Source organism: Nodosilinea sp. FACHB-131, assembly GCF_014695395.1.
GTDB lineage: Bacteria > Cyanobacteriota > Cyanobacteriia > Phormidesmidales > Phormidesmidaceae > Nodosilinea.
On sequence record NZ_JACJOF010000040.1, the window covers coordinates 1 to 16,625 of the forward strand.

At 51.8% G+C, this 16,625-nt stretch carries 22 protein-coding genes; 6 read left to right on the forward strand and 16 right to left on the reverse strand.

What is annotated here, in order from left to right; genetic code table 11:
• Positions 1 to 215 precede the first annotated feature (215 nt).
• Both H6F75_RS25955 and H6F75_RS25960 read right to left on the reverse strand, forming a co-directional pair.
• Positions 216 to 1,835, reverse strand: a complete 1,620-nt coding sequence (locus H6F75_RS25955; RefSeq protein WP_190755976.1) for a B12-binding domain-containing radical SAM protein — start codon at positions 1,833 to 1,835, stop codon at positions 216 to 218.
• A gap of 199 nt (positions 1,836 to 2,034) precedes the next feature.
• The gene (locus H6F75_RS25960) at positions 2,035 to 2,589 is read right to left on the reverse strand and encodes a RecQ family zinc-binding domain-containing protein (protein WP_242020367.1); all 555 of its coding nucleotides are present in this window, start codon (positions 2,587 to 2,589) and stop codon (positions 2,035 to 2,037) included.
• A 45-nt stretch (positions 2,590 to 2,634) separates the two neighbouring features.
• Here H6F75_RS25960 and xisF (H6F75_RS25965) point away from each other — a divergent pair, with 45 nt between their 5' ends.
• The 4 genes from xisF (H6F75_RS25965) (at position 2,635) to H6F75_RS25980 (ending at position 7,374) form a co-directional block, all read left to right on the forward strand.
• A complete protein-coding gene (xisF, locus tag H6F75_RS25965) occupies positions 2,635 to 4,077 on the forward strand; it encodes a fdxN element excision recombinase XisF (RefSeq protein ID WP_190755977.1) in 1,443 nt (480 codons plus the stop codon).
• Between the two features lie 3 nt (positions 4,078 to 4,080).
• Complete coding sequence (gene xisF / locus H6F75_RS28645) at positions 4,081 to 5,520, forward strand: fdxN element excision recombinase XisF (RefSeq protein ID WP_190755978.1); 1,440 nt, start codon at positions 4,081 to 4,083, stop codon at positions 5,518 to 5,520.
• Between the two features lie 419 nt (positions 5,521 to 5,939).
• Positions 5,940 to 6,368 (forward strand): hypothetical protein, encoded by a 429-nt coding sequence (locus H6F75_RS25975; RefSeq protein ID WP_190755980.1) that lies wholly within the window; start codon positions 5,940 to 5,942, stop codon positions 6,366 to 6,368.
• 79 nt (positions 6,369 to 6,447) lie between these two features.
• Positions 6,448 to 7,374 carry a hypothetical protein gene (locus H6F75_RS25980; RefSeq protein ID WP_190755982.1) on the forward strand — a complete coding sequence of 309 codons (927 nt, stop codon included), beginning with the start codon at positions 6,448 to 6,450 and terminating at the stop codon, positions 7,372 to 7,374.
• 399 nt (positions 7,375 to 7,773) lie between these two features.
• Here the strand turns inward: H6F75_RS25980 and H6F75_RS25985 are convergent, their stop codons facing one another.
• The gene (locus H6F75_RS25985) at positions 7,774 to 8,016 is read right to left on the reverse strand and encodes a hypothetical protein (RefSeq protein ID WP_190755984.1); all 243 of its coding nucleotides are present in this window, start codon (positions 8,014 to 8,016) and stop codon (positions 7,774 to 7,776) included.
• A 675-nt stretch (positions 8,017 to 8,691) separates the two neighbouring features.
• On the opposite strand from H6F75_RS25985, the gene H6F75_RS25990 reads away from it, so the two are divergent.
• Positions 8,692 to 9,135: a heme-binding protein gene (locus H6F75_RS25990; protein ID WP_242020368.1), complete on the forward strand. Its 444-nt coding sequence runs from the start codon at positions 8,692 to 8,694 to the stop codon at positions 9,133 to 9,135.
• Positions 9,136 to 9,176: 41 nt separating this feature from the next.
• Here H6F75_RS25990 and H6F75_RS25995 read toward each other — a convergent pair whose 3' ends face one another.
• From H6F75_RS25995 to H6F75_RS26025, 7 genes are all read right to left on the reverse strand, one after another.
• Complete coding sequence (locus H6F75_RS25995; RefSeq protein ID WP_190755986.1) at positions 9,177 to 9,548, reverse strand: hypothetical protein; 372 nt, start codon at positions 9,546 to 9,548, stop codon at positions 9,177 to 9,179.
• The gene (locus tag H6F75_RS26000) at positions 9,545 to 9,883 is read right to left on the reverse strand and encodes a hypothetical protein (protein WP_190755988.1); all 339 of its coding nucleotides are present in this window, start codon (positions 9,881 to 9,883) and stop codon (positions 9,545 to 9,547) included. The genes H6F75_RS25995 and H6F75_RS26000 overlap by 4 nt, the downstream gene beginning before the upstream one ends.
• Complete coding sequence (locus tag H6F75_RS26005) at positions 9,876 to 10,241, reverse strand: hypothetical protein (protein WP_190755990.1); 366 nt, start codon at positions 10,239 to 10,241, stop codon at positions 9,876 to 9,878. The genes H6F75_RS26000 and H6F75_RS26005 overlap by 8 nt, the downstream gene beginning before the upstream one ends.
• A gap of 353 nt (positions 10,242 to 10,594) precedes the next feature.
• The gene (locus H6F75_RS26010) at positions 10,595 to 10,933 is read right to left on the reverse strand and encodes an HNH endonuclease (protein WP_190755992.1); all 339 of its coding nucleotides are present in this window, start codon (positions 10,931 to 10,933) and stop codon (positions 10,595 to 10,597) included.
• Positions 10,920 to 11,882: a hypothetical protein gene (locus tag H6F75_RS26015; protein ID WP_190755994.1), complete on the reverse strand. Its 963-nt coding sequence runs from the start codon at positions 11,880 to 11,882 to the stop codon at positions 10,920 to 10,922. Before H6F75_RS26015 ends, H6F75_RS26010 begins: the two co-directional genes overlap by 14 nt.
• A gap of 66 nt (positions 11,883 to 11,948) precedes the next feature.
• Positions 11,949 to 12,197 (reverse strand): hypothetical protein, encoded by a 249-nt coding sequence (locus H6F75_RS26020; protein WP_190755996.1) that lies wholly within the window; start codon positions 12,195 to 12,197, stop codon positions 11,949 to 11,951.
• Positions 12,198 to 12,413: 216 nt separating this feature from the next.
• Positions 12,414 to 12,704, reverse strand: a complete 291-nt coding sequence (locus H6F75_RS26025) for a hypothetical protein (protein WP_190755998.1) — start codon at positions 12,702 to 12,704, stop codon at positions 12,414 to 12,416.
• Between the two features lie 227 nt (positions 12,705 to 12,931).
• Between H6F75_RS26025 and H6F75_RS26030 the strand changes: the two genes are divergently transcribed.
• Entirely contained in the window at positions 12,932 to 13,156 is a 225-nt protein-coding gene (locus H6F75_RS26030) for a helix-turn-helix domain-containing protein (RefSeq protein ID WP_206754700.1), read from the forward strand.
• Between the two features lie 13 nt (positions 13,157 to 13,169).
• Here the strand turns inward: H6F75_RS26030 and H6F75_RS26035 are convergent, their stop codons facing one another.
• The 6 genes from H6F75_RS26035 to H6F75_RS26060 form a co-directional block, all read right to left on the reverse strand.
• The gene (locus tag H6F75_RS26035) at positions 13,170 to 13,457 is read right to left on the reverse strand and encodes a hypothetical protein (RefSeq protein ID WP_190756002.1); all 288 of its coding nucleotides are present in this window, start codon (positions 13,455 to 13,457) and stop codon (positions 13,170 to 13,172) included.
• Positions 13,458 to 13,500: 43 nt separating this feature from the next.
• On the reverse strand, positions 13,501 to 14,970 hold the full coding sequence (locus H6F75_RS26040) for an ATP-dependent helicase (RefSeq protein ID WP_190756004.1): 1,470 nt from the start codon (positions 14,968 to 14,970) through the stop codon (positions 13,501 to 13,503).
• Between the two features lie 32 nt (positions 14,971 to 15,002).
• Entirely contained in the window at positions 15,003 to 15,182 is a 180-nt protein-coding gene (locus tag H6F75_RS26045) for a hypothetical protein (RefSeq protein ID WP_190756007.1), read from the reverse strand.
• Positions 15,179 to 15,421, reverse strand: a complete 243-nt coding sequence (locus H6F75_RS26050; RefSeq protein ID WP_190756009.1) for a hypothetical protein — start codon at positions 15,419 to 15,421, stop codon at positions 15,179 to 15,181. The genes H6F75_RS26045 and H6F75_RS26050 overlap by 4 nt, the downstream gene beginning before the upstream one ends.
• A gap of 55 nt (positions 15,422 to 15,476) precedes the next feature.
• On the reverse strand, positions 15,477 to 15,866 hold the full coding sequence (locus H6F75_RS26055; RefSeq protein WP_190756011.1) for a hypothetical protein: 390 nt from the start codon (positions 15,864 to 15,866) through the stop codon (positions 15,477 to 15,479).
• Between the two features lie 67 nt (positions 15,867 to 15,933).
• A complete protein-coding gene (locus tag H6F75_RS26060; RefSeq protein WP_190756013.1) occupies positions 15,934 to 16,584 on the reverse strand; it encodes a hypothetical protein in 651 nt (216 codons plus the stop codon).
• Positions 16,585 to 16,625 lie beyond the last annotated feature (41 nt).

The window sequence follows — 16,625 nt, forward strand, 5'->3', positions numbered from 1 at the left end:
GGTTGGTTAAAAAGCCGAATTCGAAAGCTCCTTCCCCATGACGATGGCTTGCGCGCTGCCATGGAGTCAATCCTTAAGCAAGCCGTGTCCTAACCTAACCGGCTTTAGCTATAGAAGTTTCGACTACCCCTTAACCCGTGTCAAAAAATGGCCGAGAGGCTTAAAGTCCCTCGGCCATTTTGCAATGACTTCCTCACGTAGCGCTAGGGCTAAATCTAGCTGACAGGCACCGCCACAGCTTCAGTTTCGGCAGCTGCCGCTGACTGATCGGTGAGTTGCTTGGCTTCTAGATAAGCCGCCAGCTGCTCCTCAATGTTCTGCCGCACAATCTGGCGAAAGTCGATGAAGTGCTCGGCCTGGGCGCACACCGACACGTAGTTAGCTACCACCGCTGGGTAGCGCCACAGCATAATGGCCAGGTTGATCCAAAACCGTAGCCGGGTCTTGCGCATCACGCCCTGCCGCCACACGACGATTAAAAAGGCGCGAATGGTAACCCAGTTGATATCAGGAGTACCAGCGGAGGCAGTGCGGTTTTTGTAGTTGCGCTTTTGGGCCTCGCCCAGCATTAAGAAGTGGCGGAACGTGCGGTTGAGCACCGTCAGTGGGTCGTAGAGATCCCAAAACACCTGAATGTATTCTTCGGTGATTTCTTCGATGGGCCGGGTGGGCACAAAGTTCATTAGGGTGGTCTGGTTGATGTCGGCGCTCTTGCTCAGCAAGCGGCCTTCTTTCTCTAAACGGTGGGACAGGGCTGTGTCGGGCAGGGCTTGCAGCATGCTCACCAGCGCGGTGGGGATAGCGGTCTGCTCAACAAATTCGTAGATGCGCCGACCGGCCCCAGACTTCTCGCCGTCGAAGCCGACGATCAGCCCAGCCATCACCCGCAGCCCCGCCTGAGCGATAGAGATCACTGACTCCGAGAGGGGGTCGCGCATGTTCTGAAATTTTTTGGTCATATTTAGGCTGTCGTCGTCGGGGGTTTCGATGCCCAAAAAGACGGTGCCGAAGTTGCAGTCAACCATCATCTGCATCAGTTCTGGATCTTGAGCCAGATCTACCGAGGCCTCAGTGGCAAAGGAGAAGGGATAGCTGTGCTCCTCCATCCAGGGTTTCATGGCCTTGAGCAGCAGTTTGACGTTGCGCTTGTTGCCGATAAAGTTATCGTCGACCATAAAGATGCTGCGCCGCCAGCCCAGGTCGTAGAGGCATTGCAGCTCGGCCAGCAGCTGTTCGGGGTCTTTGGTGCGGGGCTTGCGACCGTAGAGCACGATGATGTCGCAAAATTCGCACTGGAAGGGGCAGCCGCGAGAAAACTGCACCGACATCTCGGCGTAGGCGTCCATCTCGAGCAGGTCGTAGCGAGGTACAGGGGTACTGGTGACATCGGGCTTTTCGCCGCCGGAGCGGAAGGTGCCGCTGCGATCGCCACGTTCCACCGCTTCTACAAACATGGGCAGGGTAATTTCCCCTTCGTCGAGCACCAGAAAATCAGCTCCAGCGGCTTCAGACTCTTGGGGGATAGCGGTGGGGTAGGGGCCGCCCACCGCCACCAGCTTGCCGTAGCGCTTGGCGGTCTGTACGGCGTCTAAAAAGTCTATGCGGTGAACGATCATCGCCGACACAATCACAATGTCGGCCCAGCGCCACTCGTCATCGCGCACCTCCCGCACGTTGCGGTCTACCAGCTTGTAGTTCCAGGTTTGAGGCAAAATCGCTGCTACGGTCACTAGTCCTAAGGGAGGCAACTGCGCCTTCAGCCCAACTAGCTCTAGCGTTTTGTCAAACGACCAAAAGCTTTGAGGAAAGCGGGGATAAACCAAAAGAATGTTCATAGAGACCGTATGGGTATCCTCGCCATGCTACGGGAGTTATCTGAAATAATCAAACGCAAAACTTGAGAATGTGATACCTAACGGTAACAAATGCTATAGAAAAACCTGTGTCGTCAGCCCTCAAATAATCAATTTTGCTGACTGCGATCGCAAGCAAATCTTGGTGTACGCATGACCTAAAGACGAGGGAAACCCGCAATTAGTTCGCGGCAGTCCGACGAGCTTTGCCTGAAGAATAACAGTTGTCGCAATGCCCACACCCCTCTAAGCGCTGCGCCTCGCTGCGAAAACCAAAGGCTACAAGCAGGGATTGCCAGCGACAGGAACGGCTGTGGAGGAACTGATGCATCTGCTGGCTGGCTGACGCCTGCGATCGCAATGGTTGCTCTGCCCGAGCGATCAGCTGGTACTGAAACGGGCTCACCCACTCTAGCTGGCCGACGCTGTGCAGCCACGACAGGGAAATGGCTCCGTGCTCAAACTGCTGGCTGATGTCGCGTATGTCTCCCTCAGGTGGAATTTGGCTCACCAGGCGCTGGGCCTTTTGCTGTAGGGCCTGGATTTGGGCCTCAAAGAATTTAGCTCGCTGGCGATCGCCCGGTTCTAGCCAACCCGTTGGCTCACTCACCAGGGTCAAGGCCTCAGCGGTGTTGCCATCGCGCCCGGCTCTCCCTACCTCCTGCACGTATTCAGTAATGGTGCAGGGCGCCTGGTAGTGGACAACCCAGCGGGTGTTGGATTTGCTGATCCCCATGCCAATGTACACTACCAAGTACGTTGATTCAGCCCCCAATCAATCATGCGAATTCCAGGCTACACAAGGGTTAGCAGTAATTCACCCGAACAACTAAAGGCTCTTGAGCAGCACAAGGCAAGGCTTAAGGCGGCAGGCTGTACTGAGATTTACTGGGATGTCGCCTCTCGCTCCAGAGATGACAGAGAGGGGCTAAACACGGTTCTGAAGCTGATTGAGAGACAGGAATGTGACCAGGCGGTATTCATCCGGGTAGATCGAATGACCGATAGCCCCACCGTCTTGGAGAAGGCTATTACCACCTGCCTGAAGGCCAACATCCCAATTAAAGGACTAGACGACAGCATCGACTTTACGACTGTCGGCGGGCGACTTCATGCGCGACTGCTGTGCAACCTAGCACGGGCTGAGGTTGAGAGATTAGCTGAGCGGGTCAAGCATGGCCATGAGCACCACCGCAAAATGAATGCTGCTTACTTTGCCCCCTTCGGTTACAAGAAGGTAGGGCAGCGCCTGGAGCTGAACCCCGAGCCTTTTGTTTGTTTATTGAATACTAAGGAAGAGTTAAGCCAGGCGGCGATTGGGTATGAACTAGTCGAAATTTACCTGAACACCCGCTCTATTCGGGCCACACTAAGGTTTTTCAACGACAAGTATGGGATTCATACTTTCTCAGGCAAAAGCCGAAAGTATCGCCGTCATGCTAGTTGTTTAGGCTTTAGCCTATCAGGCCTGACTGCCTGGCTGAACAATCCAATCCTTCGGGGACACACCGCCTATGGTCGGGCCTATAAGCAGCGCAACAGCCACAAGCATCTCTGGGACATTCGTTACAATACCCATCCAGAACATCGGTTGATGAGTGAGGAGGAATACCAGGCTGTTGACTCGACTCTCGACTGGAACGCTAAACATAGGAGTTGGCAACCGCCAAGTTCCTACCGAATTCATCCTCTCTCTGGGCTAGTGCGCTGTGCGGAGTGCCGGGGCTTCTGTAAAACCGTTGGCTTCAAATTACGAACTGACCCCAACGTGAAGAAGCACAACTACCAGTGCAGCAACTATCACACCAAAAGCTGTGACCAAAAGAAGTCTTTACGAGATGAGATCATTGAGCAATCGGTGATTCAATCCCTGGCAAAACGCGCCGAAACTCTGACGGCGATCGCGGAGCTACCTCCAGACAATGTGGATCCACCAGAGCTACAGGAGTTGAAGGCAGAGCTTTCTTTTTATGAAAATGCCCCTGGTAGCCGAGCGGCAGGAATTGTGGCTGAACTACGCCATCAAATTGAGGACTACTACAGCAGGCAGCAGGAGGGACAGCAGCAGGTATCTACTCAACGTGATCTTCTGCTCCAAGTCTTCAGCGATCGCTCTTACTGGAAAACCCTGCTGCCCGAGGAACGACGCGACTTATATCGAGCCCTTGTAGACCAAGTGTCGATCCGAGCAGGTCAGGTCGAAGCGGTTTTATTAAAGGTGTAGCCCATGAGAATTATTGGCTATACCCGCGTCAGCAGCAACTCCCCAGAACAGCTCAAAGCCTTGGAGCAGCACAAAGCTCGGTTGAAGGCGGTTGGGTGTACAGAGATTTATTGGGATGTGGCCTCACGGTCTAAGGATGACCGGGAAGGGCTCAATTTGGTTCTGAAGTTAGTTGAGCAAAAGGCTTGTGACCGTGTGGTGTTCATTCGTCTGGACAGGATGACGGACAGCCCAGCGGTTCTAGAGAGAGCGATTCAAACATGCCTTGATTCTGGTATTCCGATCGTAGGGCTCGATGACCACATAGACTTTGAGACAGTGGGGGGGCGGCTGGAGGCTCGTATTCTCTGCAACCTGGCTAAGGCTGAGGTGGAACGCCTCTCAGATCGGGTGAAGCATGGTTACGAGCACATGCGGAACAAAAACCTGTCTGTGCATCCTCCCTTTGGCTATCGGCGGGTAGAGGGAAAGATGGAGCTGAATCATGCTCCTTATATTTGCTTGCTAGAGTCCCAGCAGGAACTGACCCAAGCTGAAATAGCTCGCGACCTGATAGAGCTTTTCCTTTTGAATCGGTCCTTGATTGGAACCTTACGCCAGTTCAATCAAAAGTATGGTCTACAGCACTTTGTTACTCCAGGCCGGGCTAACCGAAAAGCTAGGAAGAGCCTTGGCTTCACTGTCGTAGGGCTTGGGAACTGGCTGAGTAATCCAATTCTGCGAGGCCACACCGCTTATGGTCGTTCTCAAAAAGAGCGGTTGCGTCACAAAGACACGTGGGACATTCGTTACCATACCCATCCGACTCAAGTAGTGATGACGGAGGTTGAATATCAAACGATTGAGAAGCTGCTAAAACTCAATGCTCAACAAAAAGGTTGGAAGACAGTCTCACAACCTAAAATCAACCCGTTGTCAAAGTTAATCTATTGCGGTGAGTGTCGGAGCTACTGCCATTGCAGACCCTATCGAATGCACCCTGATGATATCCTGCACAACTATTACCAGTGCAGCACGTATAAGCTTGGGGCCTGTCCTCAAAAGACAACGGTAAAGGGCTACGCCATCGAGGACGCCATCATTAAGGCGTTAGTGCAACGGGCTGAGGCCATCAGTGCGATCGCCTATGTCCCAACAGTAGAGAAAGATCCACTAGAGCTACAGGCTCTTAAGGCTGAGCTGGCCTACTACCAAGGTGCTCCAAGTAGCCGTGCTCAGGCGATCGTTACTGACCTCCGCCAGCAGATTGAGTTTTACAAACAGAAGCAGCAATTAACAACGGTGATGACGTTAGAGCAGCGAGAACTACTGCTTCAGGTCTTTAGCGACTCGCTCTACTGGAAAACTCTCATGGATGAGGAGAAGCGAGAGATCTACCGGGCACTGGTGGAGCGGGTGGTGATTAAGGGTGGCCAAGTGGAGCAGGTGGAGTTGCGGATTTGAGCTTTCGCTCGTTTGAAGAACTACCAGGACGATGGTTACATCGAAGGAAAGATATTAGGCAAACCATGACATTTCATAAATGCCATCGTAGAGACATGCTACCTTGTGGCCACCTTGGGAAGGCGCGTTGCAGAAAGCGGAGGAGCACAGAAGTCTTATCGCGTCAAAACCTGTCAGGTCAAAGATGTCAGCAGCTTCAGACATGCCCGACGGAGCACCCCTAAAACGCCTGTGTCGTTTGCCTTAGCATTTTTATGGCTAGAACTTATTTTTATTTGACTTAATGAGACCTAGCAATTTAAAGTTTTCAATAACTAATGATATAGCTGGGTTTACAAACCAAACAACTTATCGGGCTTTGGGAGGCGATTCGAAAGGTGTGGTGATATAGTTGTGGCACATCTACCTGAAATTTCGCCATGCCCCCTGAACCGTCGGCATCACAAAACATTAACATCAGCGGCAGCAGTTTCTCAAATTCCTCCATTGCTCAAGCTAAAGGCAATATTCATCAAGTTCGACAAGTAGAGTCAGAGAATACTACAGAGCATCCTCAGGCAGCAGATATTATCGCCCTACTAGACCACCTCAAAGCTCTACTAAACGACTCCAGTCTTCCAGAAGACCAGAAAACAAAAGCTATTCGTGGAGTTGAGACGGCTAAAGACCAGGTGAATGAAGCCGAACCTGATAAGGAATATGCTGCTAAGGGTCTAGAGCATGCTGCCAAAGTCCTTAAGCAAGCAAATGAAACAATGTCTGAAGGAACGAGTTTGTGGGAGAAAGCAGAACCTATCCTGCAAAAACTTCTTCCCATATTTGGCGTTGCCCTCGGCATTTTAGCGTAACCATATTGCAATACCCTTCATACACTTCGACAAGGGACAGCCTTGCTTGTGATTCTACGCATTCCCACATTTGATTACTATGTCATATCCTCCATCGGAAGATCCAACCAGCCAAGCATCTATAAATCAGAGTCTTGAAATCACAAATAGCACTCTGGCCAACTCTCCTATCGGTCAAGCTGAGGGCAATGTAAATCAAGCTAATAGAGATATTAATTACTTCTTTAATACTTCTCAAGAAGATTGGTCAGCGGAAAAGATTGAAAAAATCCGAAGGTTTGAAGAAAGTCTCCGCGAAGAATTTCGCGAGAAACTAAAGCACGCTGCTCTCTTAGTCGACGACTTGAGAAGATGCATTGAACATCAACTAACCGAAGGAAAGACAAAAGACTTCGATACAGTTTTGAGCTTGCTAGATGAATTGCAAGCCATTACAGGAAATGAGAGCACCATCAAAGCCATCAAGGAAGACTTGGACTTCTGTTATGAAGGAGGAGTTTGGCTACAGGATAATAAGCGTCGTCTTTCCTTACTAGCCAAGGATTATATCTTCACTCAAGGGGACTTGCCAATGCTCTTGAAAGGAAAACATCAAAGAATACCCTTTAAAGAGCTAGAAAATCGCTTCGTTCAAGATTTAGAAACATATATTGGATGGATTGTTATTTATCTAAAAATAGGAAGAACCCCACAGAGTAAGGATTTTAACGATGGCATCTTCAAGCTTCATTTTGATTTCCCTGAGTCTGCTTACAAAGAAGCTTTTAGAATTCTCACTCTTAACTATTTTGAGCCAGAAGTAAGCGGATTATCGCCAGGAGCCGCAATTCATACAGCTAGCTATGTTAACAGATTTATTTTTGACAGGGATCTTAAGAAAGATGCCAATACATCTGTATTAAATAAAGTCTCTGAAGCAATATCTGCTTGCAACCCACTTTCCAAGAATCTATTTTTTATTTTATTGGCAGTCAGCTTGGTAGTGCTAGTTAATTTTTTGAGATAGAGTAAGTCTAATAAACTTACTGGCATCTTTTTAGCGCTGCCGATGCTCTCCCTCTTATAGCTCCACTTAGAGACATTGATGCCAATGCTTGTCTCAGATCTTCGCAAGCAGAAGCAGTTGCGCGGCACTCAATTTCGCTAATCAATCTATCTACTTTTTCCTCAGGAGTCTCCACGCGCCAGTTAGGATCATAACCATCTGTTTTTGCCATGAGTAAAAGCTTCCAATCAAACTTACACTCGTACTTACTGATGGAAGAACTTAGATCCGGATAGGCAACCGTGAACTTCTTCAATGCACAACAAAAATAAAGATTCAATAAATACAGACCTGTAAGATCTTAGCTATATACTTTACAGCTCTACGTTAGCCCATACTGGTTAGCGTAAAATCCAGAAACTATTGCCAGATTTTGGAACCACTTGTCTTTTTAGGGGAAGAACTTTGCTGCTTGTCCTCATCCTGGTTCTTGGCCATTGCCTCTAATTTCTCTTCTGGTGTTGGCTCACGGTTGTAAGGGTCATAGCTGTAGAGGTTGCCGCTAATTACCTGTTGTCTCGGCGAGGAGTACGCCCATAGTTTTACCCACAACCCATTTATTTGCTTACCTAGCGGTACACTCGCGGTAGTTGAAGAAGTCATTTCTTTAAAGTAAGAAGGTTGGATGTGTGATACAACAGCTCTCAATATAATACATGTGTACCATCCCAGGAGTCAGATTGTTGCCGTTATAGGTTTTTCTTAAAAAACCAATTCGGGTTAGCAGTAATGCTCCAGCTCTTCTCTCCTAGCCTGAACCCCTTTCACGTGAAGCTATTTAGACGATTCTCAACGAGTTAGCTGCAAATGTGGGCAGGACTAAGACAGTTTTGTCTTGAGCATTACCTCCTCTAGCGGTCGCCCTGAACCTCCAGCCATCTCCTCAAGAACGCCAGAATCTCGCTAGTGGGCTTCTGCTGGCCGAACACTCTGTGTACCCAGTAAGCCTTTCCCATGGGCACGTCACGCTTCCAGATATATGCCCACATCCAGTCAAATGTAGTGAGCATGCTGAACCTACGGCTTGAAATCTCCCCCTGCTTGGGGTCTCCCAGCGCTTCCGAAGCGAGCTCTAGACTGAGGGAAAGACATCAGGCAGACCATGAAGCTACAGCACGGACTACTGCTGGTAGGAGTTGCAGCTATTAGGGTGGCTGTGCTGCTCTTTGGAGCTTACAGCGCGGCCTTAGCGCCTCTACCAGAGGGCTTTCTACCGCCCAGCCCTGATGGAGAAATTGAGCTCAAACGGTACCCTAATACCGAGCAGCCACCGTTCAGATGACCGGGAATCTGGAGTACGCCCCCTCCCGTGGCTTTACCTCGTTGTTTCGCCACATCAGCAGTAACGACATTTCGATGACAGCCCCAGTAGAAACTCGATACCCAGTGGCTACCTTTGAGAGGCAGGCCACAGAGGGGGATGCGGCTGTCTCCTTCCTCTATCGCAGTCTGGACATTGTGCTCCAGGAGGTAGCCCAAAACATTCAAATCCAGGACATCCTACCCATGACCGTAGTGAGTATTGGCACCAGGGGTCGCTACAACCTTGAAACCTATGCGACCAGCATTGAGCAGCTTCAAGCATGGCTAGCAGAGCATCCAGAGTATGAGGTAATTGGTCAACCCCGGCGCTTCTTCTACGATAGGCCGTTCCTGCCCGATGCGCTGAAGCGTAGCGATGTACAGATCCCTATTCAGGATGTGGCTGGGAGAATTCCCTAGGAAGCGCTATTGTTCAGTGCTTTTGGCAAAGCGAGCAGTTCTTATGCTTCGGCGTTGACTACCGTGCCATAGCGTTCACAAAAAAAACTGACGCATTCGGGGGCAAGATCGATAGCTGAACTATCGTAGGACCCAGTTTGGGGGTTAGGCCAAATGAGGGCGTAGTTGGCGTTAACGGTTTGAAACCGAGCAGGATCACGCAAGGGTAAGAGAGCTGGGCCGGGGTCTTCCTCAACCAGCAGAGGTGCAAAGTCCAGGTCGTAGATCTTCACTCCTAGTGGGGCTTCAAACCATAGCCTCAGCAAATAGCCTCCCTGGTGCTCGGCTTTGATCAAGCCTAGTTCCTCAGCACTTTGCCAGTTAGTTTCATCTTTTGCTGTAGCCTGCCACTCAGCCCATTTGCCCGTCTTCAAGCGGTTTTGTTCCCTAGGGTATTGGTGTGCCACGTCTGGATAGAACACGCCATGATCTTAGCCATTCTTTGAGCCAGGGAAATTAGCTCCTGAGCCACCGCCTCGTCGGGAATGTTGATGAACAAACACTCCACACTCAGATCCAGCAAAGGTGGATGGTAAAGAGAGTAAACGCCATCACCGTCCCGCTGGTACAGCTCTAAGCAGGCATGGCCCAAAGAGATGCGATCGCTGATGAGATACCCCTGGTCGGCCAGCCAGTCCAGCCAGTTGCCTTCGCCCGCTTGGGCCAGGTCGAACTTGGCCTCAGTCTGTACGTCGATGGCTTTAATCATGGTCAGCGGGGGCCTGCTGCACCCCCAGGAACGCCAGGATCTCACTCATGGGCTTGCGCTGACTGATCATTTCGTGGACTCTGTAGACCTTACCTACCGGCACATAGCGCTTGCGGCAGCTGCCCTTTTCTAGCCAACCGTAGTAGTAGGACACACTAGGAGTTTTCCGCTTTTTGTTGCCCTGGCGTTCCTCTAGCCAGCCCGATGCTGTTCCTTTAGGACTGTGCCGCCGTTGCCGCCGTCTAAGGGTGGGTAGCTTCTCCAGGTATTCCACTGGCAAGGACACCTCAGACGCTCTGCCCCCACTGAATCCCTTGAGCTTTACCCAAACCCGAGTACGACTGAGCTTATTGACCATGGCTCGTTGTCCAATCCATCGCTTTGACTGGTGTTGCTGCACCCCCAGGATCCTGACCTCATCGCCGATGGCAAAAGCTTGTTCTGGGGATAATGGGCGTTGGCCATAGTCAGGCGATCGCTCGGTGACAAGCAGTAATGTTGGATCCTGAATTAAGGCGTAAAGTCCGCTGCCTGAATGTTCTGGGGATAACCCTAGTTCGGAGGCTGTCCTACGCCAATCACAGACCGGGCAGGAACCTGTTAGCCCCCTCGATGCCCGTTGCTGAGTACATATGGCACAGGCGGCGGGGTTGCTTACCAGGTAGGGGGAAACTCCTGGAAACAGGGGAAGTTGGTACCCAATTAGGGGGTTCATAGCGTTACCTCCAAAAGGCTGAGTTGTCCAAACCATTCGCGTAGTGAGGCCCGCTGCCGCGCGCGAAACTGGCGGTCATAGCGCAGGTGGCAGACCGTACACAGGGCCTTCAAGTTATCCTGGGTGCAGTTAGCAGGGGTTTGGTCGAGATGAGCGACCGTCAGTAGGTACTGCCGGGGCTTGGCCTTCCCAATCCGCGATCGCAGCTGTTCTAACGATTCATCGGGACACTGGCACTGGCGACCACATTCCTGACAGCACCAGTTCGCCTGCTCCTTCACCGACCGAGCAATCGCATCCCAGTTAGCTGGATATCGGGCTTTAATCATCGGCATGGTTCACCTCCTGTGGCCCATCGGGACCAATTTCAAGATTCCAGTCGGGGTTGTCGTCGATAGCTTTGCGGATCCCGTTTCGACAGATCGGGTTTTGCCAGAGCTGCTGGTAACGTCTGAGGCGTTCTGCTGGTGTCACGTCCTCGGTCGGGGGTGGAGGGGGTGGCCCGGTATACGCTGTAGGGCTTCTTTGAGGCGCAGCAAGCCACGTCTGATACTCGGCGTACAGTTGTACTCCATGTTTCTCAATCCAGCCTTTTGCAGCGCTTCTTGGCGAGGCTGGCTTAGTAGGGAGCCGAGGAACTTTATGAGCCAACACCCAATCAAAAAAATCGTCGTCGCCCTCAGCGGAACTTTCCGTCTCATCCGGTGGCTCTGGCTCAACAGGTGGATCTGTTGGAGCGCTAGGCTGAGTATCAGGGTCTAGGGTTGCGCTCTCTTCCTGGTCGGCTTCGGCATTGCCTGTGGAAAACTCACCGCTTTCTCTCTCTCTCTCTTTAAAAGAGTTGAGAAAGATCTGAGAAAGATCTGTAGGGTCTGGAAACCCTTGCCCAGAGCCAGTTTCGAGAGACAAGTGTGATCCGTGTGACACACCCTGTGATCCGTGTGTCACACCTTGTGTCACTGGTGACACAGGTGAGTCAATTTGACTCACCCCAGGAATTCGTATATCGATAGGGCCTGAAATGTGTTCTTCAAGCTTCCCGAGGATGACCAATTCAGCCTTGACTCGGTAGAAGGTGCGCCGGTTGAGTTCCCATCGCCGACAAAACGAAGAGACATTCTCAATGCGGTACCACCATCCCTCCCGGCGCAGGGCCAAGATCAAGTGATAGAGGTATCCAGCTGGCGTATAGAAGTGGTTGCGCCAGTTGTCTAGGACTTCATCGGGGGTTAAGCGCAAATGAGGCTGTCCCCGGCCTTCCGCAGGTCGCTGGGAGTCTGTCATGATAGGAACTACGAATTTGTAATAAGCCCCAGCGCTGGATGCACAGGCTGGGGCTTTTTTTGAGCCTTAGCTGTTTATGAAGTGGAATCCACAGCTTTTGCAGTTTGGAGCCGCGAACCTTATTGGGCTCAAGCATTGAGGGCAGGCGGTGGTTAGCTCGTCCTCGGCCCACCAGCGATCGCCTGTCGTATTGAGCTGGTAGAGCCACTGGTTTGCTGCTGGGTCCTGGCGGATGCCTTGAACCAATCCACCTTTGCCCTGGCTAGTGATGTAGACGCTGTCCAGAAAGTCATAGCTGTGGTTGAGAAACGACATGGGAACACGAGCTTGAAATAGATGCAGGAGAATCTGATGGCATTTGTGCGATCTGCTCCTTCACCAACCTTTCGAATACGGCCAAGCAGGGGCAGGCTTCGCATTTGTGACGAGTTCCAGGACGGGGGCAACCACACTCAGGCACCCATTTCTTCAGCACCTCAGCAGCAGCAGCCTCATAGCGCAAAGCTGTTTGCTGTAATAGCCTTGAGAGTGTCAAGCTGACTCCTTCTCTAGCTGGAGATAGGTCAGTAATCGAGCTGCTTTCTTCTGGGCAGCCTGGGCCAGAACGTAGTCTTCTCGCCTTAAATCAAACCCTCTCAAGACTTCCTCCCGGTCAATGCCTAGCGCTTCAGCGATCGCTGTTAGGCTGGCCTCAGACATACTCCGGGTTGCACTCCAGGCAGAAAAGTAGTCGGCCTGCATCTTAGTTAGGACGGAAAGCTGAATTGGCCGGAGATAGCGAATTTCTTCTGCCTTCAGCAACAGGTCATCGGGTAATTGCATAACTGCCAACAACTCCACACTGGGGATTGGCTTGCAGTTTACCGCAAAACTTTGCGTTATAACGCAAAGTTTTGCGGATTGACGCAAAAACTTTTAGTCAGCCCATAGATGGTTGACCGTTAGGGATTCCTATGGACAAAAAAGCCCTATGGCGTGCCATGATCAGCTATGTATTGAGCAACGCATACACAAGGAAAGTGAGATTTTTTGAGGCTTTTAGGGAAACGATGCACCGATTCGACTTGTCAGGGTCGGATCTGGCAGAAAGTAGCGGCGTTTCGATGTCGCAAATCAGCCGTTTCCGGGGTGGCCAGAACGTCAGGGTAGACACTATAGAGATGCTGCTTGTTGCCATGCCTAAGGAAGCCCGCGAGTACATGCTGTCCCTGGTGGCCAAAGACGATACGGAGGCAGAGCAACTGCCCCCAAAGTCCGAGGATGGGGAAGCGTAGGGACGCTTGCTACCTAGAAAGTTGTTACCTGCACCTCTGCACAGACCATTTGGAATTGGCAGCCCACTGCCTTAGCTAGCAGTAGAGCAGTATCTAGCCGACAACTGCCCGTTTCAAAAGCTCTGAGGATTTGAGTGCGGCGATTTACGTAGCTGGCTTTTTCAGCTTCTATACCCTGCCGCTGTTCTAGCTCCACGTAGGCTTTAATGATTTCCTTCGACCAACTTTCTTCTCCCCAAGTCTGAATAGCCCTGGCCTTGATGGCATTCAGTACCGCCGCAGAGGAATTGGATTCAGCCATAGGGTTGGTTACTTTAGCTTGGAACGAAGCTAATTTTAGCCAACTAATCATCCTCATCACCGTAGGCAAAGGTCAAGCGTTCTGTGGCGCGGGTCAAAGCCACGTACTTTAAGTTCATCTCTTGTTCCTTCTCCCAAGGCTTTTTTGCACTAGGGTGAGGCAGTAGGTGGGGATGCAGTAGCACGACTCGTCTTGCCTCTAGTCCCTTGGCCTTATGGATGCTCGAAAGCCATACCTTGGCCCGCTGGTCACTAAACAGATCAGCGATCGCCCGCATTAGCTCAGCCATGTTCCGAGGCACAGTCGCCGCCTGAATTGCCAGGATCGTATCTACCCGGTCTTTGAAGTTGGCCATCACCATTTCAATCTCGTCCCTGTCCTGCCCCTGGCGTAGTTGCCGCTGCTCATCGAGGTACTTGCGGAGGTAGGTTTCTAGGCGGCTGAACTGAAAGCCGGGGGCTTCTTCAAGCTGGTGCAAGATAGCAATCAGGTTCTTGCCAATATCTGTGCCGCGAATCCGGGCTGGGATACCTGCTCGAATCAACTCAAAGCACACCGCTACCAGGGGCGCATTGGTACGGCAGATGATCAAGTCGCCGTCGCCCACGTTCTTGATAATGTCCGTGTCGTCCATCTCTTCCACAATGCCCAGAGGCGCACCAGGACGAGGCTCAATGCCGGGGTAGACAGTATTAGCCAATTCGATGTGAGAGGTGGGGCAGCGGTAGCAGATTGACAGGGGCAACACTGTGGCCTGGGTGCGGTCGGTAATGTTGGCGATGCTCTGGGTATCCGCGCCTGTAAAGCCATAGATAGCCTGCCGTTTGTCTCCAACAAACAGCATTCGCCCACCCCTAGCACGGGCCTTCAGTACCAACTCCAACTGGGCCTGGTTCAGATCCTGGGCCTCGTCCACAAATACCCAATCGGCTTTCCTTGGCTCCAGCCCCAGGGCGTGAGGTAGCCAAACCATGTCGTTGTAGTCGATTACCTGGTAAACCAGGTCAGTGCCATCCTGCAAGATGGGGGCGATCGCTCTCCAAGTAAAGTCCCAATCTTTGCGGTCGAGGTCGAAGCGGTCAGCGAGGGCTTTTAGTGCGGCTTCATCCTCGGGGTCAGTCAGAGTCAACTGAGTGAGGCGCAGCAGTCCCCGTATGCGATCGCTGGCGGTTCTAATAGCCTCTATCTCGCTTACGTTCTGGTCGATGACGTACTGGCGGATCAGCTTGCTGTACTTTTTTTCGTCCAGCTCTGGGCGGCCCAGGCGGCTAAGGGCCGATAGGCCCAGGGAATGAATAGTCTGGGCTCTCATCCCCTGCAATCGGGTTTTTAGCTCTGTGGCGATGTGCTTATTGAAGGCGCAGAACAGAGCATTGCTAGAGTGCAGACGCTTCGACGCTTCTACACAGGTGGTAGTCTTGCCGCTGCCAGGGACAGCGTCCACAACAGCATCACCAGAGCCGCTGGCGACAAATTCAAAAACGTTGGTCTGGTACTGAGAGGGCTGAAACATGATGTTGACTGTAGCGCAGGGTAGGCAATGAATTAAGCGGCAATCTGGTTTGTCCAGCGGACTGTCACGCAAGACGGTAGGACAGTAATGCGGGCGGATGCGATCACGATTCTGGAATGGCCTAGCAGACTCAGGATGTTTTCAATGTCCTCTAGGGGCGGGGTCTGCCGGAGGTGGTCGTTTTCCTCGATCTGAAGGGTGATGTAGCTCATAAAGCGTTCTGGGGATAGGTTTTACCGTTACAGATAGGGCAGGGCTCTTCTTTGGGGCCAAATGTGGATTCAAAGCGTCGGGCGATCGCCTGGATCTGTTCAACGGGGCCGGTGGCAACGTCAACCTCGAATGCTTCTTTTGCCCACTGCTCAAATAAGTTCCAAGCTTCGTTATAGGTCTTGCCGGTGTTGCCACAGGCACTACAGAACTGCCCCCCTTCGCCGGGTGGTGTGGTCATAGTGTGTTCTGAGGTAAAGGTTGGGGGTGCCCTGGCGGGGCCAGGGCGTTATCTCCTACTTAACAGGGAAGATAGAGTCGATCTCTATGTCGGTGTGGGCCTCAAGTAGCCGGGAGGAGCGCATGGGGACACTAGCACTACGACCATAGGTGCTTTGCAGTAGAAGGGTAATCTCTAAACCTCTTAAGGCCGCTTCCATGACATAGGGCTGTAGCCGTTCGTGCATGAACTCCAGGTTTTCCTTTGCTTTCTCCTGCATGGCCGCTTTGCTGAAATTGGGTTGAAAGACAGCAATTAGCGGATCGTCGAGCTTGGGACTGGTCAATACTTCAACTGCGGCCTGGATTTTGCTAGCCAGTGAACGAATGGTGTTCAGCAGGTGGTCATCGGTCATGCAGCAGATTAGAAGAGTATCGCCGCCGGTTGTGGCGTGGAGGTCGTACATGATGAATGCTCAAGTAAGGGGTTAATAGGGGTGCCCCGGCTCCGCCGGGGATTTAACTGTGATTGGTCTAGGCAGAGGGCAACTGAGGGGCTTGTAGCAGCTGCAAGACTTCGTGAGGCGTTAGGTTAGGCTCCAGCTTGGCGGTGTCTACCATCTGCTGTACTAGCAGGGAGGGCAAGCCATCAACACACATCAGTTCGCGGGTGCCGTCGAGGTCGATTAGCTGGGGGCCAGATTCGACAAACGCCTTAATCTGCTCTAGTTGGTCGAGTTCAGGCTTGCCCTTGCGCTCTCGCCAATCAAATTTGACTGAGGCGTAGTTGCGATCGCCGTTGCTGTGACGTTGGAAACCCACTCCAAAAATCCCTTCGGCGGGGTTCACTCCCTCGCCCACTAGGCGAATCACGGTCTGCTGTAAAGCACTGAGGGAACGGGTTTTGATATAGCTGACACAGACGGTGTTAGCGGGTAGAGTTTTGCAACTAGGGGCCGGGACGTAGAACAGTTGCATCCAAGCCACATTACGAGTTCTGCCTAAGCTGCCAAAGTGCCGGGATACTTTGACTACTGAAATTTCAGCATTAGTTCCTAAAAACTCAGTCTCGCTGATGGCTAATTGCCCAGCCTGGCAGTTGAACCGGACAGCGTAGGGAGCATCGGGTAAGTAAATGGCATTTGTGGGCTTGGTGCCGAAAACATTTGACAGTGCATTGTCCATAGTTATTTCTTCCTCTTTTGTGTTCTGGGTTAAACCCGTGT

Bases quoted from the DNA above. Each gene is read 5' to 3' on its own strand.
- H6F75_RS25955 (WP_190755976.1), bottom strand. From the start codon at position 1,835: ATGAACATTCTTTTGGTTTATCCCCGCTTTCCTCAAAGCTTTTGGTCG.
- H6F75_RS25960 (WP_242020367.1), bottom strand. From the start codon at position 2,589: ATGGGGATCAGCAAATCCAACACCCGCTGGGTTGTCCACTACCAGGCG.
- xisF (WP_190755977.1), top strand. From the start codon at position 2,635: ATGCGAATTCCAGGCTACACAAGGGTTAGCAGTAATTCACCCGAACAA.
- xisF (WP_190755978.1), top strand. From the start codon at position 4,081: ATGAGAATTATTGGCTATACCCGCGTCAGCAGCAACTCCCCAGAACAG.
- H6F75_RS25975 (WP_190755980.1), top strand. From the start codon at position 5,940: ATGCCCCCTGAACCGTCGGCATCACAAAACATTAACATCAGCGGCAGC.
- H6F75_RS25980 (WP_190755982.1), top strand. From the start codon at position 6,448: ATGTCATATCCTCCATCGGAAGATCCAACCAGCCAAGCATCTATAAAT.
- H6F75_RS25985 (WP_190755984.1), bottom strand. From the start codon at position 8,016: ATGACTTCTTCAACTACCGCGAGTGTACCGCTAGGTAAGCAAATAAAT.
- H6F75_RS25990 (WP_242020368.1), top strand. From the start codon at position 8,692: ATGACCGGGAATCTGGAGTACGCCCCCTCCCGTGGCTTTACCTCGTTG.
- H6F75_RS26000 (WP_190755988.1), bottom strand. From the start codon at position 9,883: ATGATTAAAGCCATCGACGTACAGACTGAGGCCAAGTTCGACCTGGCC.
- H6F75_RS26005 (WP_190755990.1), bottom strand. From the start codon at position 10,241: ATGGTCAATAAGCTCAGTCGTACTCGGGTTTGGGTAAAGCTCAAGGGA.
- H6F75_RS26010 (WP_190755992.1), bottom strand. From the start codon at position 10,933: ATGCCGATGATTAAAGCCCGATATCCAGCTAACTGGGATGCGATTGCT.
- H6F75_RS26015 (WP_190755994.1), bottom strand. From the start codon at position 11,882: ATGACAGACTCCCAGCGACCTGCGGAAGGCCGGGGACAGCCTCATTTG.
- H6F75_RS26020 (WP_190755996.1), bottom strand. From the start codon at position 12,197: ATGTCGTTTCTCAACCACAGCTATGACTTTCTGGACAGCGTCTACATC.
- H6F75_RS26025 (WP_190755998.1), bottom strand. From the start codon at position 12,704: ATGCAATTACCCGATGACCTGTTGCTGAAGGCAGAAGAAATTCGCTAT.
- H6F75_RS26030 (WP_206754700.1), top strand. From the start codon at position 12,932: ATGCACCGATTCGACTTGTCAGGGTCGGATCTGGCAGAAAGTAGCGGC.
- H6F75_RS26035 (WP_190756002.1), bottom strand. From the start codon at position 13,457: ATGGCTGAATCCAATTCCTCTGCGGCGGTACTGAATGCCATCAAGGCC.
- H6F75_RS26040 (WP_190756004.1), bottom strand. From the start codon at position 14,970: ATGTTTCAGCCCTCTCAGTACCAGACCAACGTTTTTGAATTTGTCGCC.
- H6F75_RS26045 (WP_190756007.1), bottom strand. From the start codon at position 15,182: ATGAGCTACATCACCCTTCAGATCGAGGAAAACGACCACCTCCGGCAG.
- H6F75_RS26050 (WP_190756009.1), bottom strand. From the start codon at position 15,421: ATGACCACACCACCCGGCGAAGGGGGGCAGTTCTGTAGTGCCTGTGGC.
- H6F75_RS26055 (WP_190756011.1), bottom strand. From the start codon at position 15,866: ATGTACGACCTCCACGCCACAACCGGCGGCGATACTCTTCTAATCTGC.
- H6F75_RS26060 (WP_190756013.1), bottom strand. From the start codon at position 16,584: ATGGACAATGCACTGTCAAATGTTTTCGGCACCAAGCCCACAAATGCC.